Annotated in this window: 21 protein-coding genes and 1 pseudogene; 16 read left to right on the top strand and 6 right to left on the bottom strand. The window is 64.9% G+C overall.

Features of this window, described 5'->3' with window-relative positions:
- Positions 1–11 precede the first annotated feature (11 nt).
- Positions 12–1,199 carry a pyridoxal phosphate-dependent aminotransferase gene (locus tag AC19YR_RS08960; protein WP_500598048.1) on the top strand — a complete coding sequence of 396 codons (1,188 nt, stop codon included), beginning with the start codon at positions 12–14 and terminating at the stop codon, positions 1,197–1,199.
- On the opposite strand, the gene AC19YR_RS08955 is transcribed toward AC19YR_RS08960, so the two are convergent.
- The 3 genes from AC19YR_RS08955 to AC19YR_RS08945 all read right to left on the bottom strand — a co-directional run bounded on the left by AC19YR_RS08955 (position 1,192) and on the right by AC19YR_RS08945 (position 6,313).
- On the bottom strand, positions 1,192–1,833 hold the full coding sequence (locus AC19YR_RS08955; RefSeq protein ID WP_095108437.1) for a DUF1345 domain-containing protein: 642 nt from the start codon (positions 1,831–1,833) through the stop codon (positions 1,192–1,194). The two genes, AC19YR_RS08960 and AC19YR_RS08955, sit on opposite strands and share 8 nt — an antisense overlap.
- 208 nt (positions 1,834–2,041) lie before the next feature.
- Complete coding sequence (locus AC19YR_RS08950; RefSeq protein WP_500598046.1) at positions 2,042–5,140, bottom strand: multidrug efflux RND transporter permease subunit; 3,099 nt, start codon at positions 5,138–5,140, stop codon at positions 2,042–2,044.
- A gap of 15 nt (positions 5,141–5,155) precedes the next feature.
- A complete protein-coding gene (locus AC19YR_RS08945) occupies positions 5,156–6,313 on the bottom strand; it encodes an efflux RND transporter periplasmic adaptor subunit (protein ID WP_095108435.1) in 1,158 nt (385 codons plus the stop codon).
- 276 nt (positions 6,314–6,589) lie between these two features.
- Between AC19YR_RS08945 and AC19YR_RS08940 the strand changes: the two genes are divergently transcribed.
- The 4 genes from AC19YR_RS08940 (at position 6,590) to nudC (ending at position 10,381) form a co-directional block, all read left to right on the top strand.
- Positions 6,590–7,291: a response regulator gene (locus AC19YR_RS08940; RefSeq protein ID WP_095108434.1), complete on the top strand. Its 702-nt coding sequence runs from the start codon at positions 6,590–6,592 to the stop codon at positions 7,289–7,291.
- 4 nt (positions 7,292–7,295) lie between these two features.
- A complete protein-coding gene (locus AC19YR_RS08935; protein ID WP_095108433.1) occupies positions 7,296–8,597 on the top strand; it encodes an ATP-binding protein in 1,302 nt (433 codons plus the stop codon).
- A gap of 134 nt (positions 8,598–8,731) precedes the next feature.
- Entirely contained in the window at positions 8,732–9,544 is an 813-nt protein-coding gene (locus AC19YR_RS08930) for a crotonase/enoyl-CoA hydratase family protein (RefSeq protein WP_095108432.1), read from the top strand.
- A 6-nt stretch (positions 9,545–9,550) separates the two neighbouring features.
- Entirely contained in the window at positions 9,551–10,381 is an 831-nt protein-coding gene (nudC, locus tag AC19YR_RS08925) for an NAD(+) diphosphatase (protein WP_095108431.1), read from the top strand.
- Here the strand turns inward: nudC and AC19YR_RS08920 are convergent.
- Entirely contained in the window at positions 10,349–11,128 is a 780-nt protein-coding gene (locus tag AC19YR_RS08920) for a TSUP family transporter (RefSeq protein WP_095108430.1), read from the bottom strand. The two genes, nudC and AC19YR_RS08920, sit on opposite strands and share 33 nt — an antisense overlap.
- 187 nt (positions 11,129–11,315) lie before the next feature.
- On the opposite strand from AC19YR_RS08920, the gene pssA reads away from it, so the two are divergent.
- The 9 genes from pssA (at position 11,316) to nahK (ending at position 23,569) form a co-directional block, all read left to right on the top strand.
- Complete coding sequence (pssA, locus tag AC19YR_RS08915) at positions 11,316–12,659, top strand: CDP-diacylglycerol--serine O-phosphatidyltransferase (RefSeq protein ID WP_500598044.1); 1,344 nt, start codon at positions 11,316–11,318, stop codon at positions 12,657–12,659.
- 92 nt (positions 12,660–12,751) lie between these two features.
- Entirely contained in the window at positions 12,752–13,762 is a 1,011-nt protein-coding gene (locus AC19YR_RS08910; protein ID WP_095108428.1) for an AraC family transcriptional regulator, read from the top strand.
- A 225-nt stretch (positions 13,763–13,987) separates the two neighbouring features.
- Complete coding sequence (locus AC19YR_RS08905) at positions 13,988–15,646, top strand: AMP-binding protein (RefSeq protein WP_500598041.1); 1,659 nt, start codon at positions 13,988–13,990, stop codon at positions 15,644–15,646.
- 16 nt (positions 15,647–15,662) lie between these two features.
- Positions 15,663–16,430 (top strand): SDR family NAD(P)-dependent oxidoreductase, encoded by a 768-nt coding sequence (locus AC19YR_RS08900; protein WP_095108426.1) that lies wholly within the window; start codon positions 15,663–15,665, stop codon positions 16,428–16,430.
- A gap of 12 nt (positions 16,431–16,442) precedes the next feature.
- Positions 16,443–17,636: an acetyl-CoA C-acyltransferase gene (locus AC19YR_RS08895; protein ID WP_095108425.1), complete on the top strand. Its 1,194-nt coding sequence runs from the start codon at positions 16,443–16,445 to the stop codon at positions 17,634–17,636.
- A 10-nt stretch (positions 17,637–17,646) separates the two neighbouring features.
- Positions 17,647–18,774 (top strand): acyl-CoA dehydrogenase, encoded by a 1,128-nt coding sequence (locus AC19YR_RS08890; protein WP_095108424.1) that lies wholly within the window; start codon positions 17,647–17,649, stop codon positions 18,772–18,774.
- Between the two features lie 14 nt (positions 18,775–18,788).
- Complete coding sequence (locus AC19YR_RS08885; RefSeq protein WP_095108423.1) at positions 18,789–19,562, top strand: enoyl-CoA hydratase; 774 nt, start codon at positions 18,789–18,791, stop codon at positions 19,560–19,562.
- A 274-nt stretch (positions 19,563–19,836) separates the two neighbouring features.
- Positions 19,837–21,000 carry a nitric oxide-sensing protein NosP gene (gene nosP / locus AC19YR_RS08880; RefSeq protein ID WP_095108422.1) on the top strand — a complete coding sequence of 388 codons (1,164 nt, stop codon included), beginning with the start codon at positions 19,837–19,839 and terminating at the stop codon, positions 20,998–21,000.
- Positions 20,930–23,569, top strand: coding sequence for a hybrid sensor histidine kinase/response regulator NahK/ErcS' (gene nahK / locus AC19YR_RS08875; protein WP_176465086.1), 2,640 nt, complete (start codon positions 20,930–20,932; stop codon positions 23,567–23,569). Before nosP ends, nahK begins: the two co-directional genes overlap by 71 nt.
- Positions 23,570–23,661: 92 nt before the next feature.
- Here nahK and AC19YR_RS08870 read toward each other — a convergent pair whose 3' ends face one another.
- Positions 23,662–24,327 carry a response regulator transcription factor gene (locus AC19YR_RS08870; protein ID WP_095108420.1) on the bottom strand — a complete coding sequence of 222 codons (666 nt, stop codon included), beginning with the start codon at positions 24,325–24,327 and terminating at the stop codon, positions 23,662–23,664.
- A 57-nt stretch (positions 24,328–24,384) separates the two neighbouring features.
- Positions 24,385–24,942, bottom strand: a complete 558-nt coding sequence (locus AC19YR_RS08865; protein ID WP_500598038.1) for a PQQ-dependent catabolism-associated CXXCW motif protein — start codon at positions 24,940–24,942, stop codon at positions 24,385–24,387.
- Between the two features lie 589 nt (positions 24,943–25,531).
- Here AC19YR_RS08865 and AC19YR_RS08860 point away from each other — a divergent pair.
- Together AC19YR_RS08860 and AC19YR_RS08855 are read left to right on the top strand one after the other, a co-directional pair.
- Positions 25,532–26,188 (top strand): annotated as a pseudogene (locus AC19YR_RS08860) (sensor histidine kinase); the annotation flags it as partial.
- Complete coding sequence (locus AC19YR_RS08855) at positions 26,185–26,826, top strand: response regulator (protein ID WP_095108417.1); 642 nt, start codon at positions 26,185–26,187, stop codon at positions 26,824–26,826. The pseudogene AC19YR_RS08860 and the gene AC19YR_RS08855, both read left to right, overlap by 4 nt.
- Positions 26,827–26,905 lie beyond the last annotated feature (79 nt).

Below are 26,905 nucleotides of genomic sequence, written 5' to 3'. Positions count from 1 at the left end.
AGGAGAAGTGCATGCGCTATTCGGCCCTGACTCAACGAATCGCCGGCGAGGGAGCGGCAGCCTGGCGGATTCATTACCGCGCTATAGAACTGATAGGGCAGGGCGTGGACGTCCTGCTGCTGTCGGTGGGTGACCCGGATTTCGACACCCCGGCGCCCATTGTCCAAGCAGCCATCGATAGCCTTCGCGCAGGCGATACCCATTACTCGGACACTCGCGGCAGGCCTGGGCTACGCGCCGCCATTGCGCGCCGCCAGCAGCAACGCAGCGGCCAAGCGGTGGGTATCGACCAAGTGCTTGTGCTGCCCGGGGCGCAATGCGCGGTGTACGCGGTGGCACGCTGCCTGCTGGACCCAGGGGATGAGGTGCTTGTCGCCGAGCCCATGTACGTGACCTATGAAGGCGTATTCGGCGCCTGCGCCGCCACGGTGGTGCCGGTGCCGGTGCGTTCGGCCAACGGTTTCCATATCGACCCCGCCGACGTCGCCGCGCGCATCACCGGCAACACTCGCGCGCTGTTGCTCAATAGCCCCAACAACCCGTCCGGCGCCAGCCTGTCCCTTGCGACCTGGCAGGCCCTGGCGCGACTGTGCATCGACCACGACCTGTGGCTTATCAGCGATGAGGTGTACAGCGACTTACTCTACGAGGGCGAGCACGTCAGCCCGGCGAGCCTGCCGGGCATGGCTGGGCGCACCGCGACCATCAACAGCCTGTCCAAGTCCCACGCCATGAGCGGCTGGCGCCTGGGCTGGGTGATTGGCCCGCCGGCCCTGGCCGATCATCTGGAGCATCTGTCGCTGTGCATGCTGTTCGGCACCCCGGAGTTTGTGCAAAAAGCCGCCCAGGTCGCGTTGGAGGCCGATTTGCCGGAGTTGGGGCGCATGCACGAGGAATACCGCCAACGTCGCGACCTGGTATGTGCCGCGCTGCTCGGCTGCCCGGGGCTTAACCCGGTCAAGCCCGACGGCGGCCTGTTCGTGATGGTCGATGTTCGTGCCACCGGCCTGGGTGCCCAGGCGTTTGCCGAACGGTTGCTGGAAGATCACGGCGTCGCGGTGCTGGCTGGCGAAGCGTTCGGGCCCAGCGCCGCGGGGCATATCCGCATAGGGTTGGTGGTGGATCAGGCGCGGCTGGCTGAGGCATGCCGGCGGATCACGCACTGTGCCGCGCAGTTGTTGGCGGTGCCGGTCAGTTAATCAAACCGGCGGCGATGTTGATGGAAAACCCCAGGATGGCGGTGTTGAACAGGAACCCGATCAGCGACTGTGCCAGCACCACCTTGCGCATGCCCCGGGTGGCAACGCCGACATCGGAGGTCTGCACGGCGACGCCGATGGTGAAGGAGAAATAAAGGAAGTCCCAATAATCCGGCGTGACCTCGCCTTCGGCAAAGCGCAGGGCCGGGCCTTTGCCGTCCCAGGTGTAGTACAGCCGGGCGTAATGCACGCTGAAGATCATGCCGATCAACAGCCACGAGCCGACCACCGTCAACCCGGTAAACCCGTAGTGCTGCCAGCGCTCGGCGCTGGCCAGTTCGCGGCTGCCGCTCAGTTCCAGGCCGATGGTGGCCAGGCTGGCAATCGCCGCCAGGCACACGATAAACAGCACCAGGGCGGCGTTTTCGTCCTCCACCTCGGCAATGCGCCGCACCCGGTCGGCGTTGGCCCGCAGGGTCAGCCACAGCATCAGTACCAGGTAGGTCCAGACACCGCTGTTCCAGCCGATGAGGATTTTATTGAGCAGGGTGTCGGCGGGTGCCAACACCCCCACCGCCACACCCAACAGGGCGGCGGCGGTGAGGCGAGGGTGGGTGCGGATGAGATGGGGCATGGTGGCTCGACGGCATTGATGTCAAAACACCATAGCCCAGTTGGAAGGGAGATTGCTGCAAATGTACGCTCCCGCGCTACGGGCGCGGGCTTGCGTGGGCGCGGGCTTTGCCAGCGATGAGGCCCGTACCGCCGACACAGGCCTATCAGCAGTCACGCTGTCATCGCGGGCGAGCCCACTCCCACAGGGTTTTGCCCCCTGCCATCGGTCAATCCTTGCCCGGGCGCTTACGCACCAGTTTCATCACCACCACAAAGAACACCGGTACGAACAGCACGGCCAGGGTGGCAGTTATCATCCCGCCAATCACACCCGTGCCGATGGCTTGCTGGCTCGCGGAACTGGCGCCGGTGGCCAGCGCCAGGGGCACCACGCCGAGGATGAAGGCCAGGGAGGTCATTACGATCGGCCGCAAGCGCAGGCGCGCGGCTTGCACCGTGGCGTCCAGCAGGTCGTGGCCTTCGTCGTAGAGGCTCTTGGCGAACTCGATGATGAGGATCGCGTTCTTCGCCGACAGGCCAATGATGGTAATCAGGCCCACTTTGAAGAACACATCGTTGGGCATGCCCCGCAACGTCACCGCCAGCACCGCGCCCAGCACGCCCAGCGGCACCACCAGCAACACCGAAGTGGGGATCGACCAACTCTCGTACAGTGCCGCCAAACAGAGGAACACCACCAGCAACGACAGCCCCAGCAGGATCGGCGCCTGGGCGCCGGACAAGCGTTCCTGCAACGACAACCCGGTCCATTCCTGGCCCAGCCCGGTGGGCAGCAGTGCCACCAGGCGTTCGACTTCCGCCATGGCTTCACCGGTGCTGTGGCCCGGCGCCGGTTCGCCGGAAATGGCGATGGCCGGGTAGCCGTTGTAGCGGGTCAACTGCGCCGGGCCCTGGATCCACTTGGCCTGGACGAACGCCGACAGTGGCACCATTTTGCCGCTGCTGTTACGCACGTGGATGTTGAGCAAATCCGCCACCTGGCTGCGCTGATCGCCTTCGGCCTGCACGATCACCCGCTGCATGCGGCCCTGGTTGGGGAAATCGTTGATGTAGGCCGAACCCACCGCCGTGGACAGGATGTTGCCGATCTCGGCAAAGGACACGCCCAAGGCGTTGGCCTGCTTGCGGTCTACCTCCAACTGCACCTGTGGCGCTTCGGCCAACGCGCTTTCACGCACGTTGACCAGCACCGGGCTCTTTTCCGCGGCGGCCAGCAGTTCGGTGCGCGCCGCCATCAGCGCTGCGTGGCCGAGGCCGCCACGGTCCTGCAAGCGGAACTCGAAACCGCTGGAGGTGCCGAGGCCATCCACGGGCGGCGGCAGGATGGCGTAGGCCACGGCGTCCTTGATCTGGCTCAGGGCGGCGTTGGCGCGGTCGGCAATCGAGGCCGCCGAGTCGTCGCTGCCACGGTCGGCCCAATCCTTGAGCGTGGTGAAGGCCAGCGCCGCATTCTGCCCGCTGCCGGAAAAGCTGAAGCCCAGGATCATCGTGGTGTCGCCCACGCCCGGCTCGCCGGCGTTGTGCGCCTCGATCTGCTTGGCCACCTCGATGGTGCGCGGCTGGCTGGCGCCTGGCGGCAACTGGATATCGGTGATGGTGTAGCCCTGGTCTTCCACCGGCAGGAAGGAGGAGGGCAGGCGGCTGAACAACAGCCCCAGGCCCACCAGCAGCACGCCGTAGATCAGCAAGTAGCGCCCGGTGCGCTTGAGCGCATAGGCCACCGAACGCTCGTAGCCGTCGCTCAACTGCTCGAAACGGCGGTTGAACCAGCCGAAGAACCCGCCCTTGGCGTGGTGTTCGCCCTTGGCAATCGGCTTGAGCAGGGTCGCGCACAGGGCAGGGGTCAGGGACAACGCTAGGAATGCCGAGAACAGGATCGACGTGGCCATCGACAGCGAGAACTGCTGGTAGATCACCCCCACCGAGCCCTGCATGAATGCCATGGGGATAAACACCGCCACCAGCACCAGGGTGATGCCGATGATCGCCCCGGTGATCTGGGTCATCGCCTTGCGCGTGGCTTCACGCGGCGAAAGGCCCTCGTTGACCATGATCCGCTCGACGTTCTCCACCACCACAATGGCGTCGTCCACCAGGATGCCGATGGCCAGCACCATGCCGAACATGGTCAGCACGTTCACCGAAAAACCCAGGGTCAGCATCACCGCAAAGGTGCCCATCAGCGCCACCGGCACCACCAGTGTGGGGATCAGGGTGTAGCGGATGTTCTGCAGGAACAGAAACATCACTGCGAATACCAGCACCATCGCCTCCACCAGGGTGTACACCACCTTGGTAATCGAGACTTTGACGAAGGGCGAGGTGTCGTAGGGGATCTTGTACTCCACGCCGGCCGGGAAATAGCGCGCCAAGTCGTCCATCTTCGCCCGTACCGCGTTGGCGGTGCTCAGGGCGTTGGCCCCTGGCGACAGTTGCACGCCCACAGCGGTGGACGGCTTGCCGTTCAGGCGTGTACCGAACTGGTATTCCTGGCTGCCCACTTCCACCCGCGCCACGTCCGCCAGGCGCACGGTGGAACCATCCGGATTGGCCCGCAGGACGATGTCGGCGAACTCTTCAGGTGTGGACAGTTGGCCCTTGACCAGCACAGTGGCAGTGATTTCCTGGCCCGGGCGGCTCGGCAAATCGCCGATGCTGCCCGCCGAGACCTGGGCGTTCTGCGCGGCGATGGCGGCATTCACGTCCGCCGGGGTGAGGTTGAAGCCCTGTAGCTTCTGGGGGGCGATCCACACCCGCATCGCGCGCTCGGCGCCGTACAACTGGGCCTTGCCGACGCCATCGAGGCGGCGGATCTCGTTCATCACGTTGCGCGCCAGGTAGTCGCTCAGGGCCACGTCGTCGAGCTTGCCGTCGCTGGAGGTGAGGGTGATGAGCAAGAGGAAGCCCGCCGACACCTTTTCTACCTGCAAACCTTGCTGGATCACAGCCTGGGGCAGGCGCGGCTCCACGGCTTTGAGGCGGTTCTGCACATCTACCTGGGCCATTTCCGGATTGGTGCCGGGTTGGAAGGTGGCGGTGATGGTGGCGCTGCCCAGGCTGCTCTGGGAAGAGAAGTACAGCAAGTGATCGGCGCCGTTGAGCTCCTGTTCGATCAGGCTGACCACGCTCTCGTCCACCGTTTGCGCCGAGGCGCCGGGGTAGGTGGCGTAGATCTCCACCTGGGGCGGCGCGACGTTGGGGTACTGGGCCACCGGCAACTGCGGGATGGCCAGGGCACCGGCGAGCAGGATGAACAGGGCGACCACCCAGGCGAAAATCGGGCGGTCAATAAAGAATTGCGGCATGAAAAGGCTTCCCGATTACTGGCCAGACGTCTGGGCAAGTGGCAGAGGGCTGCTGTCGATCTGTACTTTCTCGCCGGGGCGTGCGTGTTGCAGGCCCTCAGTGACGATGCGGTCACCGGGCTTCAGGCCTTCGGTCACAATCCAGCGGTCCTGTTGCACCGAGGCCAGTTGCACGTTCCGCTGGCTGACCCGCTCTTCGCCGTCCAGCACCAACACCTGGGCCTGGCCGGCGCTGTCCCGTAGGATCGCCCGTTGCGGCACGCTGATGCCCTGGCGATCGACGGCTTGCTCGACCCGCACCCGCACGAAACTGCCCGGGAGCAGGTCCAGGTCCGGGTTGGGGAACTCGCTACGCAGGATGATCTGCCCGGTGCTGGGGTCGACGGTGATGTCGGTGAACAGCAACTTGCCCGGCAAGGGGTAGAGGCTGCCGTCGTCCTGGATCAGCGTCGCCTTGGCCTGGCCCTGGCCGACCTGCTGCAACTGCCCGGCGCGCAGGGCGCGGCGCAGGTCGTTGAGTTCACGGGTCGATTGGGTCAGGTCGGCGTGGATCGGGTTCAGTTGCTGGATCAGTGCCAGGGGCGTGGCTTCGTTCTGGCCCACCAGGGCACCCTCGGTGACCAACGCACGGCCAATGCGCCCGGAAATCGGCGCCGTCACCGTGGCATAGCCCAGGTTCAACCGCGCCCGCTGCACCGCGGCCTCATTGCCGGCGACGTCGGCAGCGGTTTGCCGGGCGGCGGCGCGGGCGTTGTCGTAGTCCTGGGCGCTGATGGCTTTTTCTTCGATCAACTGGCTATAGCGCTGCTCTTGCAGGCGCGCCTGAAACGCATTGGCCTGAGCCTTGCGCAGGTTCGCCTCGGCACTGTCCAGGTCAGCCTTGAACGGCGCCGGGTCGATGCGAAACAGTACGTCGCCTTTTTTCACGTCGCTGCCCTCGGCGAAGGTGCGTTGCAGCACCACGCCCGCGACCCGGGCCCGCACCTCGGCCATGCGTGGCGCGGCAATGCGCCCACTCAATTCACTGCTGATGGACAGCGGCCGGGCCTGCACCGTCTCGATCCGCACGCTAGCCAGGGGGGGCGGAGCTTCGGCGGTGGACGTTTTCTCGCAAGCGCTCAATAACAAGGCCATGGCCAACAGGCACAGCGGCGCAACCAGTTTTCTCGACATGCGGATACCCCAATAATGACCCCGGCATGCTACGGGCAGCGGTCAAGGGCTGCTGTGAAGCTATGTAGTGCCTGTGTGAAAAAGTGTGAAGGCGGGATTCCCACAGGGCGCAAGGCGTATATCCTGCGCGGCTTGAACCTTGTGTTCGGCCCGTGGGAGCGAGCCTGCTCGCGATAGTGGCCTATCAGCCGATAAGAGGCTGGCTTGGGTCACACCATCGCGAACAGGCTCGCTGCCACAACCGGATACCGCCACCGCACTGCCCGGACGCCCCCCATGCCCAACATTCTCCTGGTCGAAGACGACCCCGCGCTCTCCGAGCTGATCGCCAGTTATCTGGAGCGCAACGGTTATCACGTCAACGTCATCAGCCGCGGCGACCAGGTACGCGAGCGCGCCCGCAGTACGCCGCCGGACCTGGTGATCCTCGACCTGATGCTGCCTGGCCTCGATGGCCTGCAAGTGTGCCGCTTGCTGCGCGCCGACTCGGCGAGCCTGCCGATCCTCATGCTCACTGCCCGTGACGACAGCCACGACCAGGTGCTGGGCCTGGAAATGGGCGCCGACGATTACGTGACCAAGCCCTGCGAGCCGCGGGTATTGCTGGCGCGGGTGCGCACCTTGCTGCGCCGCAGCAGCCTGGGCGAACCGCAGTCGGCCAGCGACCGTATCCTGATGGGCAACCTGTGCATCGACCTGTCCGAACGCACGGTGACCTGGCGCGAGCAACCGGTGGAGCTGTCCAGCGGCGAATACAACCTGCTGGTGGTGCTCGCCCGCCATGCCGGTGAAGTGTTGAGCCGCGACCAGATCCTGCAACGCCTGCGCGGCATCGAGTTCAACGGCACCGACCGCTCGGTGGACGTGGCCATCTCCAAGCTGCGGCGCAAGTTCGACGACCATGCCGGCGAGGCGCGCAAGATCAAGACCGTGTGGGGCAAGGGCTACCTGTTCAGCCGTTCGGAATGGGAATACTGAAGCCATGTTGCGGATTCTGGTGCGCCTGTACCTGATAACCATCGTCACCTTCAGCGCGGCGCTCTACCTGGTGCCGGACCTGGTGATAAAGGTCTTCAACGAGCGTTTCCTGAGCTACAACCTGGACCAGTCCCGGGGCCTGCAAAACCTCATCGTGCAGCAGTTTCGCACGCTGCCCGCCGAGCAGTGGCCGGCCCTGGCCGCCCGCATGGACGGCGAGTTCCACCCACTGCAAATCGCCCTGGTGCGCAACGACGACCCAGACTTCAGCCTGTATGAAACCGAACGCCTGCAACGGGGCGAGAAGGTCGTGCGCCTGGGCGCCTGGGGGTGGCGCACCCTGGCGGTGGCACCGCTGGACGACCAGGTGGCGGTGAAACTGGTGGTGCCGCCCGACCCGTTGGATGTCAACTTGCTGTACTGGAGCATCAACGTGCTGATCGGCGCCGCGCTGTTGGCGTGCCTGCTGCTGTGGCTGCGCCCCCACTGGCGCGACCTGGAGCGCCTGCGTAGCACCGCCGAACGCCTGGGCAAGGGCCACCTGAGCGAGCGCACCCATATTCCGCCCAGCTCCAACATCGGCGCCTTGGCCCACGTGTTCGACACCATGGCCGATGACATCGAAAACCTGCTCAACCAGCAGCGCGACCTGCTCAATGCCGTGTCCCACGAACTGCGCACGCCCCTCACACGCCTGGATTTCGGCCTGGCCCTGGCCCTCTCCGACGAAATGCCCGCCGCCAGCCGCCAACGCCTGCAAGGGCTGGTGGCGCATATCCGCGAACTGGACGAGTTGGTCCTGGAACTGCTGTCCTACAGCCGTTTGCAGCACCCGGCGCAGTTGACCGAACGGGTGCAGGTGTCCCTCGACGAGTTCATCGACAGCATCCTGGGTAGCGTTGACGACGAGCAGATCTCCCCGGAAGTGGTGATCGACGTGCTCCTGTACGGCGAACTCGACCGTTTCACCCTCGACCCGCGCCTCACCGCCCGGGCCCTGCAAAACCTGCTGCGCAATGCCATGCGCTACTGCGAAAAGCGCATCCAGGTCAGCGTCCAGGTGCTGGCCGACGGTTGCGAGGTATGGGTGGACGACGACGGCATTGGCATCCCGGACGACGAACGCGAACGGATATTCGAGCCGTTCTATCGCCTGGACCGCAGCCGCGATCGTGCCACCGGAGGCTTCGGCCTGGGCCTGGCCCTCAGCCGCCGGGCCCTGCAAGTGCAGGGCGGCAGCCTCACCGTAGAAGCCTCGCCCCTGGGCGGCGCGCGGTTTGTGCTGTGGCTGCCGGTGCAGGAGTGAGCACGGCGCGGTCAGGCCCGCCCCACTGGGGTTTGCTGGGCAGTCCCGCTTTTGGCCGATGCGCTGCCTTACTCCGCCGGGGGATGGCGCGTTATAGTTCGGCCTTCTTTTTTCTCCGGTAAAGGATCACTGCCATGTCGCAATACCAAGCGTTCAGCGTCGAACTGACAGACAACATCGCCCATGTGCAGATAAACCGCCCGGAAAAAATCAACGCCATGAACGCCGCGTTCTGGACCGAGATCATCGAGATCTTCCAGTGGGTCGAGGACACCGACGCCGTGCGCGTGGTGGTACTCAGTGGCGCCGGCAAGCATTTTTCTTCGGGCATCGACCTGATGATGCTGGCCAGCGTGGCCAACGAGTTCGGCAAGGACGTGGGCCGCAACGCGCGCTTGCTGCGGCGCAAGATCCTGCAACTGCAAGCCTCCTTCAACGCCGTGGACCAATGCCGCAAACCGGTGCTGGCGGCAATTCAGGGCTATTGCCTGGGGGGCGCCATCGACCTGATTTCGGCCTGCGACATGCGCTACGCCGCTGATGACGCGCAGTTCTCCATCAAGGAAATCGACATCGGCATGGCCGCCGACGTTGGCACCCTGCAACGCCTGCCGCGCATCATCGGTGACGGCATGCTGCGCGAACTGGCTTACACTGGGCGCACCTTTGGCGCCGAAGAAGCGCTGCGCATCGGCCTGGTCAACCGCACCTGGAGCGATGCCGCCGGCCTGCTCGACGGCGTACTGGGCATTGCCCGGGAAATCGCCGCCAAGTCGCCGATCGCCGTCGCCGGCACCAAGCAAATGATTAGCTACATGCGTGACCACAGCATCAACGATGGCCTGGAATACGTAGCCACCTGGAACGCCGCGATGTTGCAATCGGCCGACCTGCGCGTGGCCATGGCCGCCCATATGAGCAAGCAGAAACCTGAATTCGCGGACTGAGCACCTATGACTTCACGCTGGACCACCGCCGTACTGGATACCGATGTGCCGGGAGGCTGGGCCGTGGCCCGCAGCCGCGATGGCTTTTTGCTCGATGACAATGGCGCGCTGTTCCCGCGCGAATGGCTCAAGCGCCAGGATCTGTCGATCCTGGGCGAGCACGGCATCGGCCACCTCGATGGCGAGCCGGTGTACCTGCTGGAGCTCAATGCCCCCGCCGACGTGGCGGGTTGCCGTTGGCAGGGGCTGCGCGGTTTCATGCTCGACGGCGATCACACCCTCTACAAGGTGCTGGGCTACGCCGCGCAAATCGGCACCTGGGCCCGCGAACACCGCTTCTGCGGTAACTGCGGCCAGGCGATGGCGCAGATCCACTGGGAGCGGGCGATGTACTGCCAACCCTGTGACCTGCGCCATTACCCGCGCATCTCGCCGAGCATGATTGTGCTGGTTACCCGTGGCGACGAGGTGCTATTGGCCCGTTCGCCACGTTTTGTCAGCGGCGTCTACAGCACCCTGGCTGGGTTCGCCGAGCCAGGGGAGTCGGCCGAAGACTGCCTGGTGCGCGAAGTGCGCGAAGAAGTGCAGGTGCAGGTGCGCAACATCCAGTACGTGGGCAGCCAGTGCTGGCCGTTTCCCCATTCGATGATGTTGGGTTTCCACGCCGAGTACGCGGGCGGTGAGATCGTGCCGCAAGCAGACGAGATCGAAGATGCCCAGTGGTTCAACATCCATGCGCTGCCGCCATTGCCGGCGTCACGCTCGATCGCCCGCTACCTGATCGACCTGTATGTGGCGCGGCGCCTAGGCCACAGCGAACCAGTGCTGCCAGGCTAGGCGCACGGTCAGGCCCAGCACCACGGTAATGAACACCGGGCGAATGAACTTCGCCCCACCACTGATGGCCGAGCGCGCCCCGAAGAACGCGCCGACCATCACCGCCAGGCCCATGCTCAGGCCGATGATCCAGTCCACCTGCCCGGAAAAGATGAACACCGACAGCGCCGCGATGTTGCTGACGAAGTTCATGCTGCGTGCCACCCCGCTGGCCTTGACCAGGTCGATGGGGTAGAGCAGCAGGCTGCTGACGGTCCAGAACGCCCCGGTGCCGGGGCCGGCCACGCCATCGTAGAAACCCAGGCCGAAGCCTTGGGTCGATTGCCACTTTTTCTTGATCGGCGCGTCGGCGTCCAGCGGCGCCTTGGGCGTGCCGCCGAATAACAGGTACAGGCCACAGCCGAAGACAATCACCGGCAGCATCTTGTTCAGCCACTCGGCGGGCAGGTAATGGGCGACGATGGCGCCGGTCAGCGCCCCCACCAGGGTGCCGACAATCGCGTGCAGCCACTGGCGCGGGTGGAACAGTTTGCGCCGGTAGAACGTGAAGCTGGCGGTGGCTGAGCCGAAGGTGGAACTCAACTTGTTGGTGCCCAGCACCAGATGCGGCGGCAACCCGGCGGTGAGCAGGGCGGGAGTGGTGAGCAAACCACCACCTCCGGCAATGGCATCGATGAAACCGGCGACAAAGGCCACGAGGGCAAGAATGGCGAGGGTGGTGAGGTCTACGCTGAGTTCCAAAGGCATGGGATCGACTTATTCGGCGGGGCAGGAGGGCAAGGGCAGGGCGCTATCTTACCCATAAGCCCTCTACCTGTGGGAACCCGCTCCCTCAGGCGTTCCTGCCAGGCGATAGACATTCGCGCCACAAGACCCAAACCTTTCCTTGGTGTAAGCTCTTGCGCTCTTCGGAATAGACCTTTTTGCGAGCCTTATGCCGTCGCTTTTCAAACGCTCCCTGTTGCCCAAGCTGCGCGGTTTCCCGCTGACCGCCGACGCCGTGACCATCCTCGACAGTGCCGCCGACTACCGGCGTTGCCTGCTGGAGAAAATCGCCCAGGCCACGCGGCGCATCTACATCGTCGCCCTGTACCTGCAACACGATGAGGCCGGCCAGGAAATCCTCGACGCCCTACACGCCGCCAAGGCCGCCCGGCCGCAGCTGGATATCGTGGTCATGGTCGACTGGCTGCGCGCCCAACGGGGCCTGATCGGCGCCGGCAAGCAACCGGGCAACAGTGCCTGGTACCAGGAACAGACGCGCCTGCACAGCAGCGAAGTGCCGATCTACGGCGTGCCGGTGCAGACCCGCGAGCTGTTCGGTGTGCTGCACCTCAAGGGTTTCGTGATCGACGACTGCGTGCTGTACAGCGGCGCGAGCCTGAACAACGTCTACCTGCACAAATTCGACAAGTACCGCTTCGACCGTTATCACCTGCTGCAATGCCCGGCCCTGGCCGACTCCATGCAGCACCTGGTGGAACATGGCCTGGTGGCGTCGCGGGCGGTGCATCGCCTCGACCTGCCGAACCTGCCCACCACCCGCAGCCTGCGTAACGACATCGGCGATTTGCGTAGCCGCCTCAAGCACGCCGCCTACGACACCAGTGCCGGGCGTGTGGTGATGGGTGAATTGTCGGTCAGCCCGCTGCTCGGCGTGGGCAAGAACAACCCGCTGAGCCGGGTGATCTGCGAGTTGATCGCCAGTGCCCAGCAGCAACTGACCATCTGCACGCCGTACTTCAACCTGCCCCTGGCGGTGACCCGGGAGATCAACCGCGCCCTGGCGCGCGGGGTGAAAATCGACATCGTGGTCGGCGACAAGACCGCCAACGATTTCTATATCCCGCCCTGCGAGCCGTTTCGCGTGATCGCGGCGCTGCCGTACCTCTACGAAATCAGCCTGCGCCGCTTTGCCAAGCGCCATCAGCACATGATCGACAGCGGCAAGCTCAACCTGCACCTGTGGCGCGACGGCGACAACACCTACCACCTCAAGGGCATGTGGGTCGATCAGCGCTACACCTTGCTCACCGGCAACAACCTCAACCCCCGGGCGTTTCGCCTGGACCTGGAAAACGCCTTGCTGCTGGACGACCCCAAGGGCGAGTTGTTGGCACCACGGGAGCAGGAGTTGCAGGCGATTTTCCGCCACACCCAGCGCATCGAGCGCTACCAGCAACTGGAAACCCTGGCCGAGTACCCTGCCGCCGTCGGCAAGTTCCTGCGCCGGGTCAGCCGGGTGCGTATCGAGCGGCTGCTCTATCGCATCCTCTGAGCGCCAGCCTTCAACCAATGGCTACTGGTTTTTTTGCCGTCCCCGCCTAAGATGGCCGTCACCTCAACCCGATCAAGGCTCAATTCGGTCAAATGGCGGAAAAAGACAGCATCTCCATCCACCTGGTCCGCGAAGCGCTGCTCCAGAGCTGCGAGCCCGATGGCGCTGCCGAGGTGCTGGGCAAAGTAGGCATCGACCCGCTTCTGCTGGCCGACCCCACTGCCCGCGTGCCCGCCACTGCCTATGCGCGGTTGTGGCGCTTGCTGGCCCGGCGTTTGGACGACGAGTTCTTCGCCATGGACCCACGCAAGCTCAAGTCCGGCAGCCTGGCGTTCCTCTGCCGCAGCGCCATGGCCCAGCCCAGCCTGGCCGCGGGGCTGGCCACGGGGCTGGAGTTTCTGTCGCTGATGCTCGAACACCTGCCGGCGCAACTGGTGCGCCAGCAAAGCCTGGCCGAGATCGTGTTGTTGGAGGACAGCGCCGAACCGCGCCGGGCCTTCACCTATTTCACCTACTGGATGATCGTCCATGGCGTAGCCTGTTGGCTGGCCGGGCGGCGCATCCCGATCCTGGCCATCGAACTGCGCTGCGCGGCACCGGACTTTTGCCACGACTACCAGGTGATGTTTTCCGACAACCTGCGCTTTGATCGCCCGCGCACGCGGATGATTATCTCGGCCGAATACCTGGACCTGCCGATCAAGCGCAGCCTCGATGAACTCAAGCGTTTTCTGGCCCAGGCCCCGGCCAACATCCTGGTCAAGTACCGCGACCCGCAAAGCCTGGCCAGCCGCATCAAGCACGAGCTGCGCCAACTCCCCGCTGCCCACTGGCCGGAAACCCAAGCCCAGGCCCAGCGCCTGTGCATGTCCGCCTCGACCCTGCGCCGGCGCCTGGCGCAGGAGGGCCAGACCTACCAGGGCCTCAAGGACAGCGTGCGCAAGGAGCTGGCGATTGTCTGGTTGGCCGAACCGCAGATCAGCTTCGCCGAGATCGCCACGCGCCTGGGCTTTGCCGACGTCAGCTCGTTCTACAAGGCCTTTCGCAAGTGGTCGGGCTCCAACCCCGGCCACTACCGCAGCCTGATCCTCGACGAACCGTAGCAAGCGCTCGCGCGTGCAGCGGCCGCAACATCGCCACGGCACAACCCCGTCGAGGGGCGCTGCGCAGGCGAGCCTGCTGGCTACAAACGCGATGTCGATCAACCATGGCCAAACCAGTCAAGTAACTTGGTGGCTTTGACCATTGTCCCCCCAGGCCCAGGGCGCCAGTATTTGCAGGCTTTTGTGTAGCTCCCATCCTAATAACAACAGCGAGGGATTCTGCTGATGCGCGATTACCTGACGGCCGCGGCGCAATTCGATTACCACCACACTGTAAACGCCACCCTGGCGGGCAATCTGCAGGCACTTAATGCCTGCGTGGAGTGCTGCGACCGGCATGCCTTACCTGGGCGCATTGCGCTGTTCTGGGAGGGCCGCGACGCCAGCAGCGCGACCTATACCTTCAGCGACTTGCAGGACAAAGCCGCGCGTTTCGCCAATTTTCTGCGTGCCCAAGGGGTCAAGCAGGGCGACCGGGTCGCAGGCCTGCTCCCGCGCAATGTCGAGTTGCTGATTACCGTGCTCGCCACCTGGCGCCTGGGGGCGGTGTACCAACCGCTGTTCACCGCGTTCGGGCCCAAGGCTATCGAACATCGCCTCGTCAGCTCCGGCGCCACCGTGGTGGTCACTGACGCGGTGAACCGGCCCAAACTCAGCGAAGTGGCGGATTGCCCAGCCATCGTCACCGTCGGCGGCCCCAAGGGCCAGGGCATCGTGCGCGGCGATTGGAGTTTCTGGGCCGAACTGGGCAACCACAGCGCCGACTGCGAACCGGTGTTGCTGAGCGGCGAAGACCCGTTCCTGATGATGTTCACCTCCGGCACCACCGGCCCGGCCAAGGCCCTGGCCGTGCCACTCAAGGCACTGGTGGCGTTCCAGGCTTACACCCGCGATGCCGTGGACCTGCGCCCCGAAGACGCCTTCTGGAACCTCGCCGACCCGGGCTGGGCCTACGGCATTTACTTCGGCGTGGCGGGGCCCTTGTCCATGGGCCACCCGATCACCTTCTACGATGGCCCGTTCACCGTGGAAAGCACCTGCCGGGTCATCAACAAATACGCCATCAGCAACCTCACCGGTTCGCCCACCGCCTACCGCATGCTGATCGCCGGGGGCGACGAGTTCGCCCGCGCCATCAAGGGCCGTTTGCGCATCGTCAGCAGCGCCGGCGAGCCTTTGAACCCAGAGGTGATCCGCTGGTTCGCCGACAACCTGGGGGTGGTGATCCACGATCACTACGGCCAGACCGAACTGGGCATGGTGCTGTGCAACCACCACGGCCTGGCGCACCCGGTGCACCTGGGCGCGGCGGGTTTCGCCTCGCCGGGGCACCGCATCGTGGTGCTGGACGACAACCATCAGGAACTGGCGGCCGGGCAACCGGGGATTCTGGCCATCGACCGCCGCCAGTCGCCGATGTGCTGGTTCGCCGGTTACCAAGGCGCGCCGACCAAGGCCTTCGTCGGCGACTACTACCTGAGCGGCGACACCGTGGAACTCAACCCCGACGCCAGCATCAGTTTCGTCGGGCGCAGCGACGACGTGATTACCACCTCCGGCTACCGGGTCGGCCCCTTCGACGTGGAAAGTGCCCTGATCGAACACCCGGCCGTGGTCGAGGCCGCCGTGGTGGGCAAACCCGACCCGGAGCGCACCGAACTGGTCAAGGCCTTCGTCGTGCTCGGCGCCCGTTTCGAGGGCCACCCGGAATTGGCCGAAGAACTGCGCCAACACGTGCGCAAACGCCTGGCCGCCCATGCCTACCCCCGTGAAATCGAATTTGTCAGCGAGCTGCCGAAAACCCCGAGCGGCAAGTTGCAGCGCTTCATCCTGCGCAACCAGGAAATCGCCAAGGCTCAAGAGGCCGCGGCCCACAAGGTCTGAACCCAAGGACACGACGATGCAGATTGAAAACAAGGTATTTATGGTCAGCGGCGGCGCCTCGGGCCTGGGCGCGGCCACCGCACAGATGCTGGTCAAGGCCGGCGCCAAAGTGATGCTGGTGGATTTGAACGCCGAGGCGGTCGCCGCCCAGGCCGAGGCCCTCGGCCCGCAGGCGCAGAGCGTGGTGGCAGACATCAGCCAGGAAGCGGCGGCGCAGGCAGCGGTCGAGGCCACGGTGGCGGCGTTTGGCGGTTTGCACGGCTTGGTCAACTGCGCCGGTGTGGTACGCGGCGAGAAGATCCTGGGCAAGAACGGCCCCCATGCCCTGGCCAGTTTCAGCCAGGTCATCAACGTCAACCTGATCGGCAGCTTCAACCTGATGCGCCTAGCCGCCGAGGTCATCGCCCAGGGCGAGGCCAACGCCGACGGCGAGCGCGGGGTGATTATCAACACCGCGTCGGTGGCGGCATTCGACGGCCAGATCGGCCAGGCTGCCTACGCGGCGTCCAAGGGCGCCATTGCCAGCCTGACGCTGCCGGCGGCCCGCGAACTGGCACGTTTTGGCATCCGCGTAATGACCATCGCCCCCGGTATTTTCGAGACGCCGATGATGGCCGGCATGACCGAAGAAGTGCGCGCCTCCCTGGCCGCTGGCGTGCCGTTCCCGCCGCGCCTGGGCAAACCGGCCGAGTACGCCGCGCTGGCCCGGCATATCATTGAAAACAGCATGCTCAACGGCGAGGTGATCCGTCTCGACGGTGCCTTGCGTATGGCCGCGAAATAAGGAGGATTTGCCATGACTATTGCCCACGACCCGATTGTGATTGTCAGCGCTGTACGCACGCCCATGGGCGGCTTCCAGGGCGATTTGAAAAGCCTGACCGCGCCGCAACTGGGCGCGGCAGCTATCCGCGCCGCCGTGGAGCGGGCGGGTGTTGGTGCCGATGGCGTCGATGAAGTGTTGTTCGGCTGTGTGCTGCCCGCGGGCCTGGGCCAGGCTCCGGCACGCCAGGCCGCCCTCGGCGCCGGCCTGGACAAGGGCACTCGCTGCACCACCCTGAACAAAATGTGCGGCTCGGGCATGGAAGCGGCCATCCTGGCCCACGACATGCTCCTGGCCGGCAGCGCCGACGCGGTGGTGGCCGGCGGCATGGAAAGCATGTCCAACGCGCCGTACCTGCTGGACCGCGCCCGCAGCGGCTACCGCATGGGCCACGGCCGGGTGCTCGATCACATGTTCCTCGACGGCCTCGAAGACGCCTACGACAAGGGCCGCCTGATGGGCACCTTCGCCGAAGACTGCGCCGAGGAACACGGTTTCAGCCGTGAAACCCAGGACGCCTTCGCCATCGCGTCCACCACCCGCGCCCAGCAAGCCATCGCCGACGGTTTGTTCCACACCGAAATCGTGCCGCTGCACGTGACCGTGGGCAAAGAACAAAAAACCATCCGCGACGACGAACAGCCGCCCAAGGCCAAGCTGGACAAGATCGCCGGGCTCAAACCGGCGTTTCGCGAGGGCGGCACCGTTACCGCGGCCAACTCCAGTTCCATCTCCGATGGCGCGGCGGCGTTGCTGATGATGCGCCGCAGTGAAGCGCAAAAGCGCGGCCTTACGCCGCTGGCAGTGATCCACGGCCACGCGGCGTTTGCCGATACGCCGAGCCTGTTCCCGGTGGCCCCGGTGGGCGCGATCCGCAAGCTGATGAGCAAAACCGGTTGGGCCCTGGACGAGGTCGAACTGTTCGAGGTCAACGAAGCGTTTGCGGTGGTCAGCCTGGTGACCATGAGCCAACTGCACATCCCCCACGAAAAAATCAACGTCCACGGCGGCGCCTGTGCTCTGGGTCATCCGATCGGTGCCTCTGGGGCGCGGATCCTGGTGACCCTGCTCTGGGCCCTGCGCCAGAAAGGCCTGAAACGCGGTGTCGCGGCCATCTGCATCGGCGGCGGTGAAGCCACGGCCATGGCCGTTGAAGTGTTGTACTGAGGAAACCCCCATGCTGCCCAATGACGAACAACGACAAATCAGCGACGCCGCCCGGCAATTCGCCCAGGAGCGGCTCAAGCCCTTCGCTGCCGAGTGGGACCGGGAACACCGCTTCCCCCACGAGGCTGTGGGCGAAATGGCCGAGCTGGGTTTTTTCGGCATGCTGGTGCCGGAGCAGTGGGGCGGTTGCGACACCGGTTACCTGGCCTACGCCATGGCCTTGGAAGAAATCGCCGCCGGCGACGGTGCCTGCTCGACCATCATGAGCGTGCACAACTCGGTGGGTTGCGTACCGATCCTCAACTACGGCAGCGACGAGCAGAAAGAACGCTTCCTCAAGCCCCTGGCCAGCGGCGCGATGCTCGGTGCCTTTGCGCTAACCGAACCCCAGGCCGGCTCTGACGCCAGCGGCCTGACAACCCGCGCGCGCCGTGAGGGCGACCACTACGTGCTCAACGGCTGCAAGCAATTCATCACCTCGGGCAAGAACGCCGGGGTGGTGATCGTCTTCGCCGTCACCGACCCCAGCGCCGGCAAGCGCGGCATCAGTGCCTTTATCGTGCCCACCGACGCCCCGGGCTACAGCGTGGCGCGGGTGGAAGACAAGCTCGGCCAGCACGCCTCCGACACCTGCCAGATCCTTTTCGAGGACGTCCAAGTACCGGTGGCCAACCGCTTGGGCGAGGAGGGCGAAGGCTACCGCATCGCCCTGGCCAACCTCGAAGGCGGGCGGGTGGGCATCGCCTCGCAATCGGTGGGCATGGCCCGCGCCGCATTCGAGGCTGCCCGGGACTACGCCCGCGAGCGGCAGAGCTTCGGCAAGGCGATCATCGAGCATCAAGCCGTGGCTTTTCGCCTGGCGGACATGGCCACCCAGATCGCCGTGGCACGGCAGATGGTGCATTACGCCGCCGCCCTGCGCGACAGCGGCAAACCAGCCCTGGTGGAGGCCTCGATGGCCAAGCTGTTCGCCTCGGAAATGGCCGAGAAGGTTTGCTCGCAAGCGTTGCAAACCCTGGGCGGTTATGGCTATTTGAACGACTTCCCGCTGGAGCGCATCTACCGCGATGTGCGGGTGTGCCAGATCTACGAAGGCACCAGCGACATTCAGCGCATGGTCATTTCGCGCAATCTTTGAACAGGAGTTTATCTGTGAGCTACGAAACCATTGTGTTGGACATTCACGACCGCGTCGGCCTTATCACCCTCAACCGCCCGCAGGCGCTCAATGCGCTGAACGCGCAAATCGTCAGCGAAGTGAACCAGGCCCTCGACAGCCTGGAAGCCGACCCGCGCATCGGCTGCATCGTCATCACCGGCTCGAAGAAAGCCTTCGCCGCCGGTGCTGACATCAAGGAAATGGCCGAGCTGACCTACCCGCAGATCTACCTCGACGACCTGTTCAGCGACAGCGACCGCATCGCCAACCGCCGCAAGCCGATCATCGCGGCGGTGGCCGGCTTCGCTTTGGGCGGCGGTTGTGAACTGGCGCTGATGTGCGACTTCATCCTGGCCGGCGACAACGCCAAGTTCGGCCAACCGGAAGTCAACCTCGGCGTGCTGCCAGGCATGGGTGGCACCCAACGCCTGACCCGCGCCGTGGGCAAGGCCAAGGCCATGGAAATGTGCCTGACCGGGCGCTTGATCGATGCGGTGGAAGCCGAGCGTGCTGGCATCGTGGCGCGCATCGTGCCCGCCGATGAATTGGTGGAAGAAGCCCTGAAAGTCGCCGCGGTGATCGCCGCCAAGTCGCTGCCGGTGTCGATGATGGTCAAGGAAAGCGTCAACCGCGCCTTCGAAGTGAACCTGGCCGAGGGCGTGCGCTTCGAGCGTCGTGTGTTCCATGCCGCCTTCGCCACCCAGGACCAGAAAGAAGGCATGGCCGCCTTCATCGCCAAGCGAGCGCCACAGTTCACTGACCGTTAAACCCTTCCTCTCGTCGATAGCAAGCGGGGTCGCCCGCTTGCTAGTCGAACACAAGGCCGAAGGCCACTGCGCTGGCCCCTGCGTCTTAGCAGGCTCCTCGCACGTCGCGGTGTCATTGGCTCAAGCCTCTCGCACGTCCGCTGCAAAGGGCGGTCCTGACCGCCAGCCCATGTCCTCCCATCGAACCCCTCACCCAGTACCCAAGTAGCATAGGGTGCCGCCCCGGGGCTTCGTACACTCAGCGCTCAAGACAGCGCACCCGCGGGAGGCGAACATGCAGCAAGGCCAGGCCGAAGGTGTCGTCAGTGCCATGTCCCAAGCGACCGATGCGGAGCAAGCGGCCCAGGATCTGGCGCGGCAGTTGTTGCACCCGCATCTGGGCTTCGTGTTGTTTTTCTGCTCCGCCGAGTACGACTTGCAGGCCCTGGGCCGTGCCCTGGCACAGAGTTTTGGCGGTATTCGCCTGGCGGGTTGCACCAGCGCCGGCGAGATCACCCCCAACGGCTACGGGCGCGGCTGCATCACGGCGGTGGGGTTTGACCATCGGCATTTTTCCATCGCCCTCGAACTGATCGACCAGATGGAGCACTTCAGCCTGATCGACGCCCAGCAGATGGTCGAGCGCCTGGCCGGCGATTGCCGCAGCAACAGCCTGGCGCCGATCAAGGGCAACAGTTTTGCCCTGACCTTGCTCGACGGTTTGTCCAGCCGCGAGGAAATGGTCCTCGCCGCCTTGAGTGCCGCCCTGGGCGATATCCCGCACTTTGGCGGTTCGGCCGGGGACGACAATTACCTGACCCATACCCACGTCTACTTCAACGGTGAATTCCACAGCGGCGCGGCGGTGGTGGTGCTGGTCAATACCTGGCTGGATTTCGAGGTGTTCACCACCCATCACATCCTGCCGCGGGCGGAAAAACTGGTGGTGACCCACGCCGACAGCCCGCAGCGCCGGGTTTACGAGCTCAACGCCGAGCCCGCCGCCCAAGAATACGCGCGGCATATCGGCGTGCCGGTGGCCCAGTTGGACCACCGGGTGTTCGCCGCCCACCCCTTGGCCGTGCGCATCAATGAGCAGTACTACGTGCGCGCTATCCAACAGGTGCACGAGGACTTGAGCCTGAGTTTCTACTGCGCGGTGGAGAACGGCATCGTCCTTACGGCCATGACCCCCGGGCCGCTGCTGCCCAACCTGCATACCTTGTTCGATGGTTTGCAGGCGCGCCTGGGGGAGTTGCTGCTGACCATCGGCTGCGACTGCTTCCTGCGGCGCCTGGAACTGGAAGACGACGGCAGCCTGGAGCAGATCGGCGCTTTTTTGCGCGAACAACGGGTGCTGGGTTTCAACACCTACGGAGAACAGTTCAATGGCATGCACATCAACCAGACCTTCACCGGCGTCGCCATTGCCCGCAACCGCACCCGCCACGGCCGTTGACCTGCAAGGGCAGGTCGATGCCCTGCGCGAGCAGAACCGCAAGCTGCAACGCATCAATGGTGCGCTGATCGAGCGCATCGAATCCGGCGGCACCCGTGGCAACGACCCTTACTCGGCGTTCCAGCACTCGGTGGTGCTGGCCGAACAGGTGCGCGAACGCACCGATGCGTTGAACCAGGCAATGGCCGAACTCAAGGCCGGCAACCACTTGCTTAGCGAAGCGCGGCTGCGCGCCGAAACCGCGCACCGGCACCTGATCGACGCCATCGAGAGCATTTCCGACGCCTTCGTGCTGTTCGACGAAGAACAGCGCATCGTGTTGTTCAACAGCCGCTTCAAGGCGTTCTGGGCCAACAGCCGGGTGCGCATCATCGCCGGTATGCGCCTGAGCGAAGTCAAACGCCTAATGACCGGCACCGGGCTGTTCAGCGAAGAGCCGCGCGGCCACGCCGACGAACACCTGCTGTACCGCTTGCAGGACGGGCGCTGGTTGCAGGTCAGCGAGCGGCCGACCCAAGAGGGCGGGCGGGTGATCCTGTTCACCGACATCACCGAGGTCAAGCTCAGCGAAACCGTGCGCCGCGAACAAGCGGTGGCGCAAAAATCGCACCTGCTGCAACGGGCCGTGGACAACCTGTCCCAGGGCGTGGCCATGGTCAACGCCGAGGGCATCCTGGAGCTGTGGAACCGGCGCTTCCTGGAACTCAGTGGCCTGGCGCCGGTGGCGGCCCACCGGCCGTTCGCCGAGGTCATCGGCGACAGCGAACTGAGCCTGCTCACCCCGGCCAGCCGCGACCTCAATGGCCGTGTGGTGCGTGAGTGCGAGCAACGCCTGTACGATGGCCGGGTGCTGGAGATCCGCACCCATCCGTTGCCCACGGGTGGGTTCGTCAACACCTTCACCGACATCACCGAGCGCTACCAGCACGCCGAAGCCCTGAGCGAAAGCGAACGCTGGATCCGCCTGATTACCGACCACGTGCCCGCGCTGATCGCCTACCTCAACGCTGACCTGGTGTATGAGTTCACCAACAAGGTCTACGAAGAATGGTACTGCTGGCCCCGGGGCGTGATGCTTGGCCAAAGCCTGCGCCAGGTGCACAGCGAAGAACACTACCGGCGCCTGGAGGCCTACGTGGCGCGAGCGCTGGACGGCGAGAGCGTGACGTTCGAGTTCCCCGAAACCAATATCAATGGCCAGGAGCGCTACATGCTGCGCTCCTATGTGCCCAATCGCCTGGCCAGCGGCGAGGTGGTGGGGATTTTCGTGCTGATCCGCGACATCACCGAACGGCGGCGCACCGCCGAAGCCCTGCACCAGGCCTACCAGAACCTGGAACTGCGGGTGCGCGAGCGCACGGCCGAGCTGACCAGCCTCAACGACCAGTTGCTGCGCGAGATCGACGAACGCAGCCGCGTCGAATCGCGCTTGCGCGAAGCCAAGCTGGAGGCCGAACAGGCCAACCTGTCCAAGACCAAGTTCCTCGCGGCGGTCAGCCATGACCTGCTGCAACCGCTCAACGCCGCGCGGCTGTTCACCAGTGCCCTGCTGGAGCGCCGCGAGCCGCTGGCCAACGCGGTGCTGGTGCGCAACGTCAGCAACTCCCTGGAAGACGTGGAAAACCTGCTGGGCACCCTGGTGGACATTTCCAAGCTCGATGCCGGGGTGATAAAGGCCGATATCGCGCCATTCGCCCTCAGCGAATTATTGGAAAACCTGGCCGCCGAGTACGCCCACGTGGCCCGCAGCGAAGGCCTGCAACTGCACTTTGTCGCCTGCTCGGCGCTGGTGCGCAGTGACGTGCAGCTGCTGGCGCGGATCCTGCGCAACCTGCTCAGCAATGCCATCCGCTACACCCCCAGCGGCCGTGTGATGCTGGGTTGCCGACGCCACCGCCAGCGCTTGTCCATCGAGGTCTGGGACAGCGGCATGGGCATCGAGGCCCACAAGCTGCAAGAGATTTTCCAGGAGTTCAAACGCGGCGACGTGCAGCGGCCCAACCAGGACCGTGGCCTGGGTTTGGGCCTGGCCATCGTGGAAAAAATCGCCGGCATTCTTGGCCACCGCATCAGCGTGCGCTCGTGGCCGGGCAAGGGTTCGGTGTTCGCCGTGGAGGTGCCGCTGTCGGCCACCGCGCCGAAACCGGCGCCGCGCCTGGCCCTGAGTGAACTGCTGGTGGAACGCTTGCGCGGGGCGCGGATCTGGGTACTCGATAACGACGCGGCGATCTGCGCCGGCATGCGCACCTTGCTCGAGAGTTGGGGCTGCCAAGTGGTCACCGCACTGTCGGAAGAAGACCTGGCGCGCCAGGTGGACAACTACCACAGCGAGGCTGACCTGCTGATCGCCGACTATCACCTGGACCAGGGCAAGAATGGCGTGGACGCCGTGGCCCAGATCAACGCCCGCCGCGCCAGTGCCTTGCCAGCGCTGATGATTACCGCCAACTACAGCAATGAACTGAAACTGCAAATGCGCGAACTGGGCCACACCCTGATGCACAAACCGGTGCGGCCGATGAAACTGAAGACGGCCATCAGCCATTTGCTTGGGCAAGTGCAGGGTTAGGCAGCGCGCGCTGTAAGCGGGCTTGCAGCCTCTAGAGGCAATGGCGGGCGAGCGGAGCGCCGCCCGGCCCGCTCCCACAGTGGGCCCGCCAGTCAGCGGCGCAGGTACGCCGCGAAATCAATATCCCCGGCACTGAGGATCGCCTGCACCCGGTTGTGCACGTTGAGCTTGCGCAGGATCGCGGAAACGTGGGCCTTGACCGTGGTTTCGGCGATTTCCAGGGTGTAGGCGATCTGCTTGTTGGATTCGCCCTTGGTCATGCGTTCGAGCACCAGCAATTGCTTGCGGGTCAGGGCCTGGAGCAGTTCGGGCGGGAAGTTGGGAGTGTCGTTCATCGTTCGGCGGGTGCCGGTTTTTTGCGTGCGGATGATGTCCGAAGGCAAGTACACGTTGCCGTTGAGGATCTGCTGGATGGCCTCGGTCATTTGTGCCCGGGGCGAGGATTTGGTGATAAAGCCCACCGCGCCATAGGTGATGGCTTGCAGCACGATCTGCTTGTCCTGCTCGGCGGAGACGATCACCACCGGGATGGTGGGCGCCTCGTTGCGCAGGTTTATCAAGCCATTGAGGCCGTGCATGCCGGGCATGTTCAGGTCCAGCAGGATCAGGTCCAGGTCGTCGTGTTCCTGGGTCAGGGCCATGGCGCTGTCCAGGTCGGCGGTTTCCAGCACTTGGCTACCGGCAAAACCGTCGCTGATGACGTTGCAGATCGCTTCGCGAAACAGGGGGTGATCGTCGGCAATCAGAATCTTGTACATGGCCTTTCACCTCGGTTTTTATGGGTTGGGTGGGCAGTGGCACGCAGGGTGTCGCGGTCAGGGAAAGGGTTCGGGCTGTGCCGGCGCCAGGGGCAGGTGCGCCGCTTCCCAGGCGTCCAGGCCATCGCGATACCAGTACACCTGGGTATAGCCTAGCGCCGTGGCGCGTTTTACCGCGTTCCAGCTCAACCAGCAATCGGAACGGCAGTAGAACACCAGTGGGCGCGCAGCTTGGCCGGCGCTGGCAGCGCTTAGGTGGCGGGCGAAATAGGTTTGCCAGGGTGGCGTCAGGTCGCCATCGCCAGTGTTGGCCAGCCACAAGCTGCCGGGCAGGTTGGCGTGGGGCTGGTCTTCGATGAAACGCCCGTGCAGCCACTGGCGGCGGTAAACGTCCACCAGTACCGGCGCGGGCGATTGGGCCAGTAGCTGCTGCAATTGCGCGGTATCGACGATCCTGCCGCCGTCCACCTGGGCCGGTGTCGGGCTGCGGTACAGGCTGATGCGGTAGCCTTCGGCGGAGAACAGTGGCTCCTGGGCCTGCGCCGCGCCCAGCCAGAGGCTCAGGCACAAGGCAGCAGCAAAGGGCAGCGGCAGGTGGCGCGGTGCAAGGGGCATAGGGGGCAATCCTTCTTGTTATAAGCCCATTACATGCCAGGGGCGCTGCTTTGTGAATGCGACGATAGACAGCAAAACCGCTACTAAAGTCGTAGTTTCAAGGGCTAAAAGCCATTCCCCCTATGGGAGCAACGGTCTTACCCTCTGCCATTGGTCACTGCCATCGCGAGCAGGCTCGCTCCCACAGAGGAAAATGAAAACCCCACCCACGCCACCGTTCAACGGTGGGTGCGGGCCTTGCCCGCGATGGGGTGAGCCCGTTCCCACACAAACCGCCCCCCTTGGGCCAATGGGGTCGGTAAACCCTGCACAAAGTACCGATCAGCCAGTACCAAGGTAGTAAACCGCGCGGTGGGCAGCGGTCTTAGGATGGACGCTCGGCCTACCTATAAAAAAGAGAAACCCAGCCATGCGTATTCTCAAAGCCTTGTTGTTGCCCTTGCTGTTGATCCTGAGCCTGGTGGGGGTGGACAAGCTGCACACCCCGGTGAGCTTGCCGTTGCCTACGCTGGCGGGGCATTGAGCCGTGTTTGCCGGATGGCCGCTGCACCTCTGGGCCACGGCGTGGCGGCGCCGGGCTGGCCGCGATGCGGCCCTTGAGCAACTGCGCGCCGAAAACCGCCAGTTGCGCCACAGCCTGCTGGCCGCCCGTGAGCAAGAACGTACGCGCCTGGGCCAGGCCCTGCACGACGACCTGGGCCAATACCTGGCGGGCATCCGCGCCCAGGCGTGCTTGCTGCGGGTGGTGGCAGGGCAGCCCGAAACCGTGACGCAAACGGCCCTGGCCCTGGAGCACAATTGCCAGCAGTTGCAGCAAGGCTTTCGCGCCTTGGTGCGCGACTTGTATCCCGAGGTGCCGCAGCCCTTGCCCCAGGCGTTGGCGTCGCTGGTTGGCCAGTGGCAAGGCACCCACGGCATCGACTGCCGCCTACAGGTCAGCCCACGGCTGCCGGTGTTGCCCGTGGCCAGCCAAACCCACCTCTACCGGTTCATCCAGGAAGCCCTGACCAACGTGGCACGCCATGCTTGCGCCACCGGCGTGCGTGTACGCCTGCAAACCCGAGGCACTGGGTTGCGCTTGTTGATCCGCGATAACGGCCAGGGCGCGGCGCGGCCACAATCCCCCGGCGTAGGCCTGCGTTCGTTGGCGCAACGGGCACACAGCCTCGGCGGCGGGTTGCGCATTGTCAGCCCCGCGGGCGGCGGTTGGGCGCTGATTTTGAGTATTGCGGGGGAGGGCCGATGAATATTTTGCTGGTGGATGACCACGCCGTGGTGCGCCAAGGCTACGCCAGCCTGCTGCGGGCGGTGCTGCCGACGATGCAGGTGCGTGAGGCCGCTAACGGCGAGGAGGCGCTGGCGCGGGTGCAGGAGGAGATCCCGCACCTGGTGATTATGGATTTCGGCCTGCCGGGGATCAGCGGCCTGGAAACCACCCGGCGCCTGCGCCAGCGCTTGCCGCAATTGCGGGTGCTGTTTTTCAGCCTGCACGATGAGTTGCCGCTGGTGCGCCAGGCCCTGGATGCCGGTGCCTCGGGCTACCTGACGAAAAACGCCGACCCCGAAGTGCTGATCGAGGCGGTGCGGCGCATCCTCGCCGGGCACGCGTACATCGAGCAGCCCTTGGCCACACAGTTGGCCTGTAACCCGCAAGCCCACAACGCCCAGGACCCACGCCTGCAAAGCATGACCCAGCGCGAATTCGAGATTTTCGTGATGTTGGCCAAGGGCACGCCCACCCGCTCGATTGCCGAGCAGTTGTGTATTAGCGCCAAGACGGTGTCCAACCACCTGACCTTGCTCAAGAGCAAATTATCGGTCAGCTCCCATGCCGAGTTGGTGCACCTGGCCATCGATACCGGGATCATGCGCGTGGCCTGTTAGCCGCTAGCGCACAAACGCCTGGGGGCGCCTGGCTTGCCGGTGATGGCGGCCTTGAGACCGCCATCGCGAGCAAGCTCCC

The organism is Pseudomonas sp. MF08817 (assembly GCF_059862705.1).
This window is presented reverse-complemented; position numbering and strand designations above follow the sequence as displayed.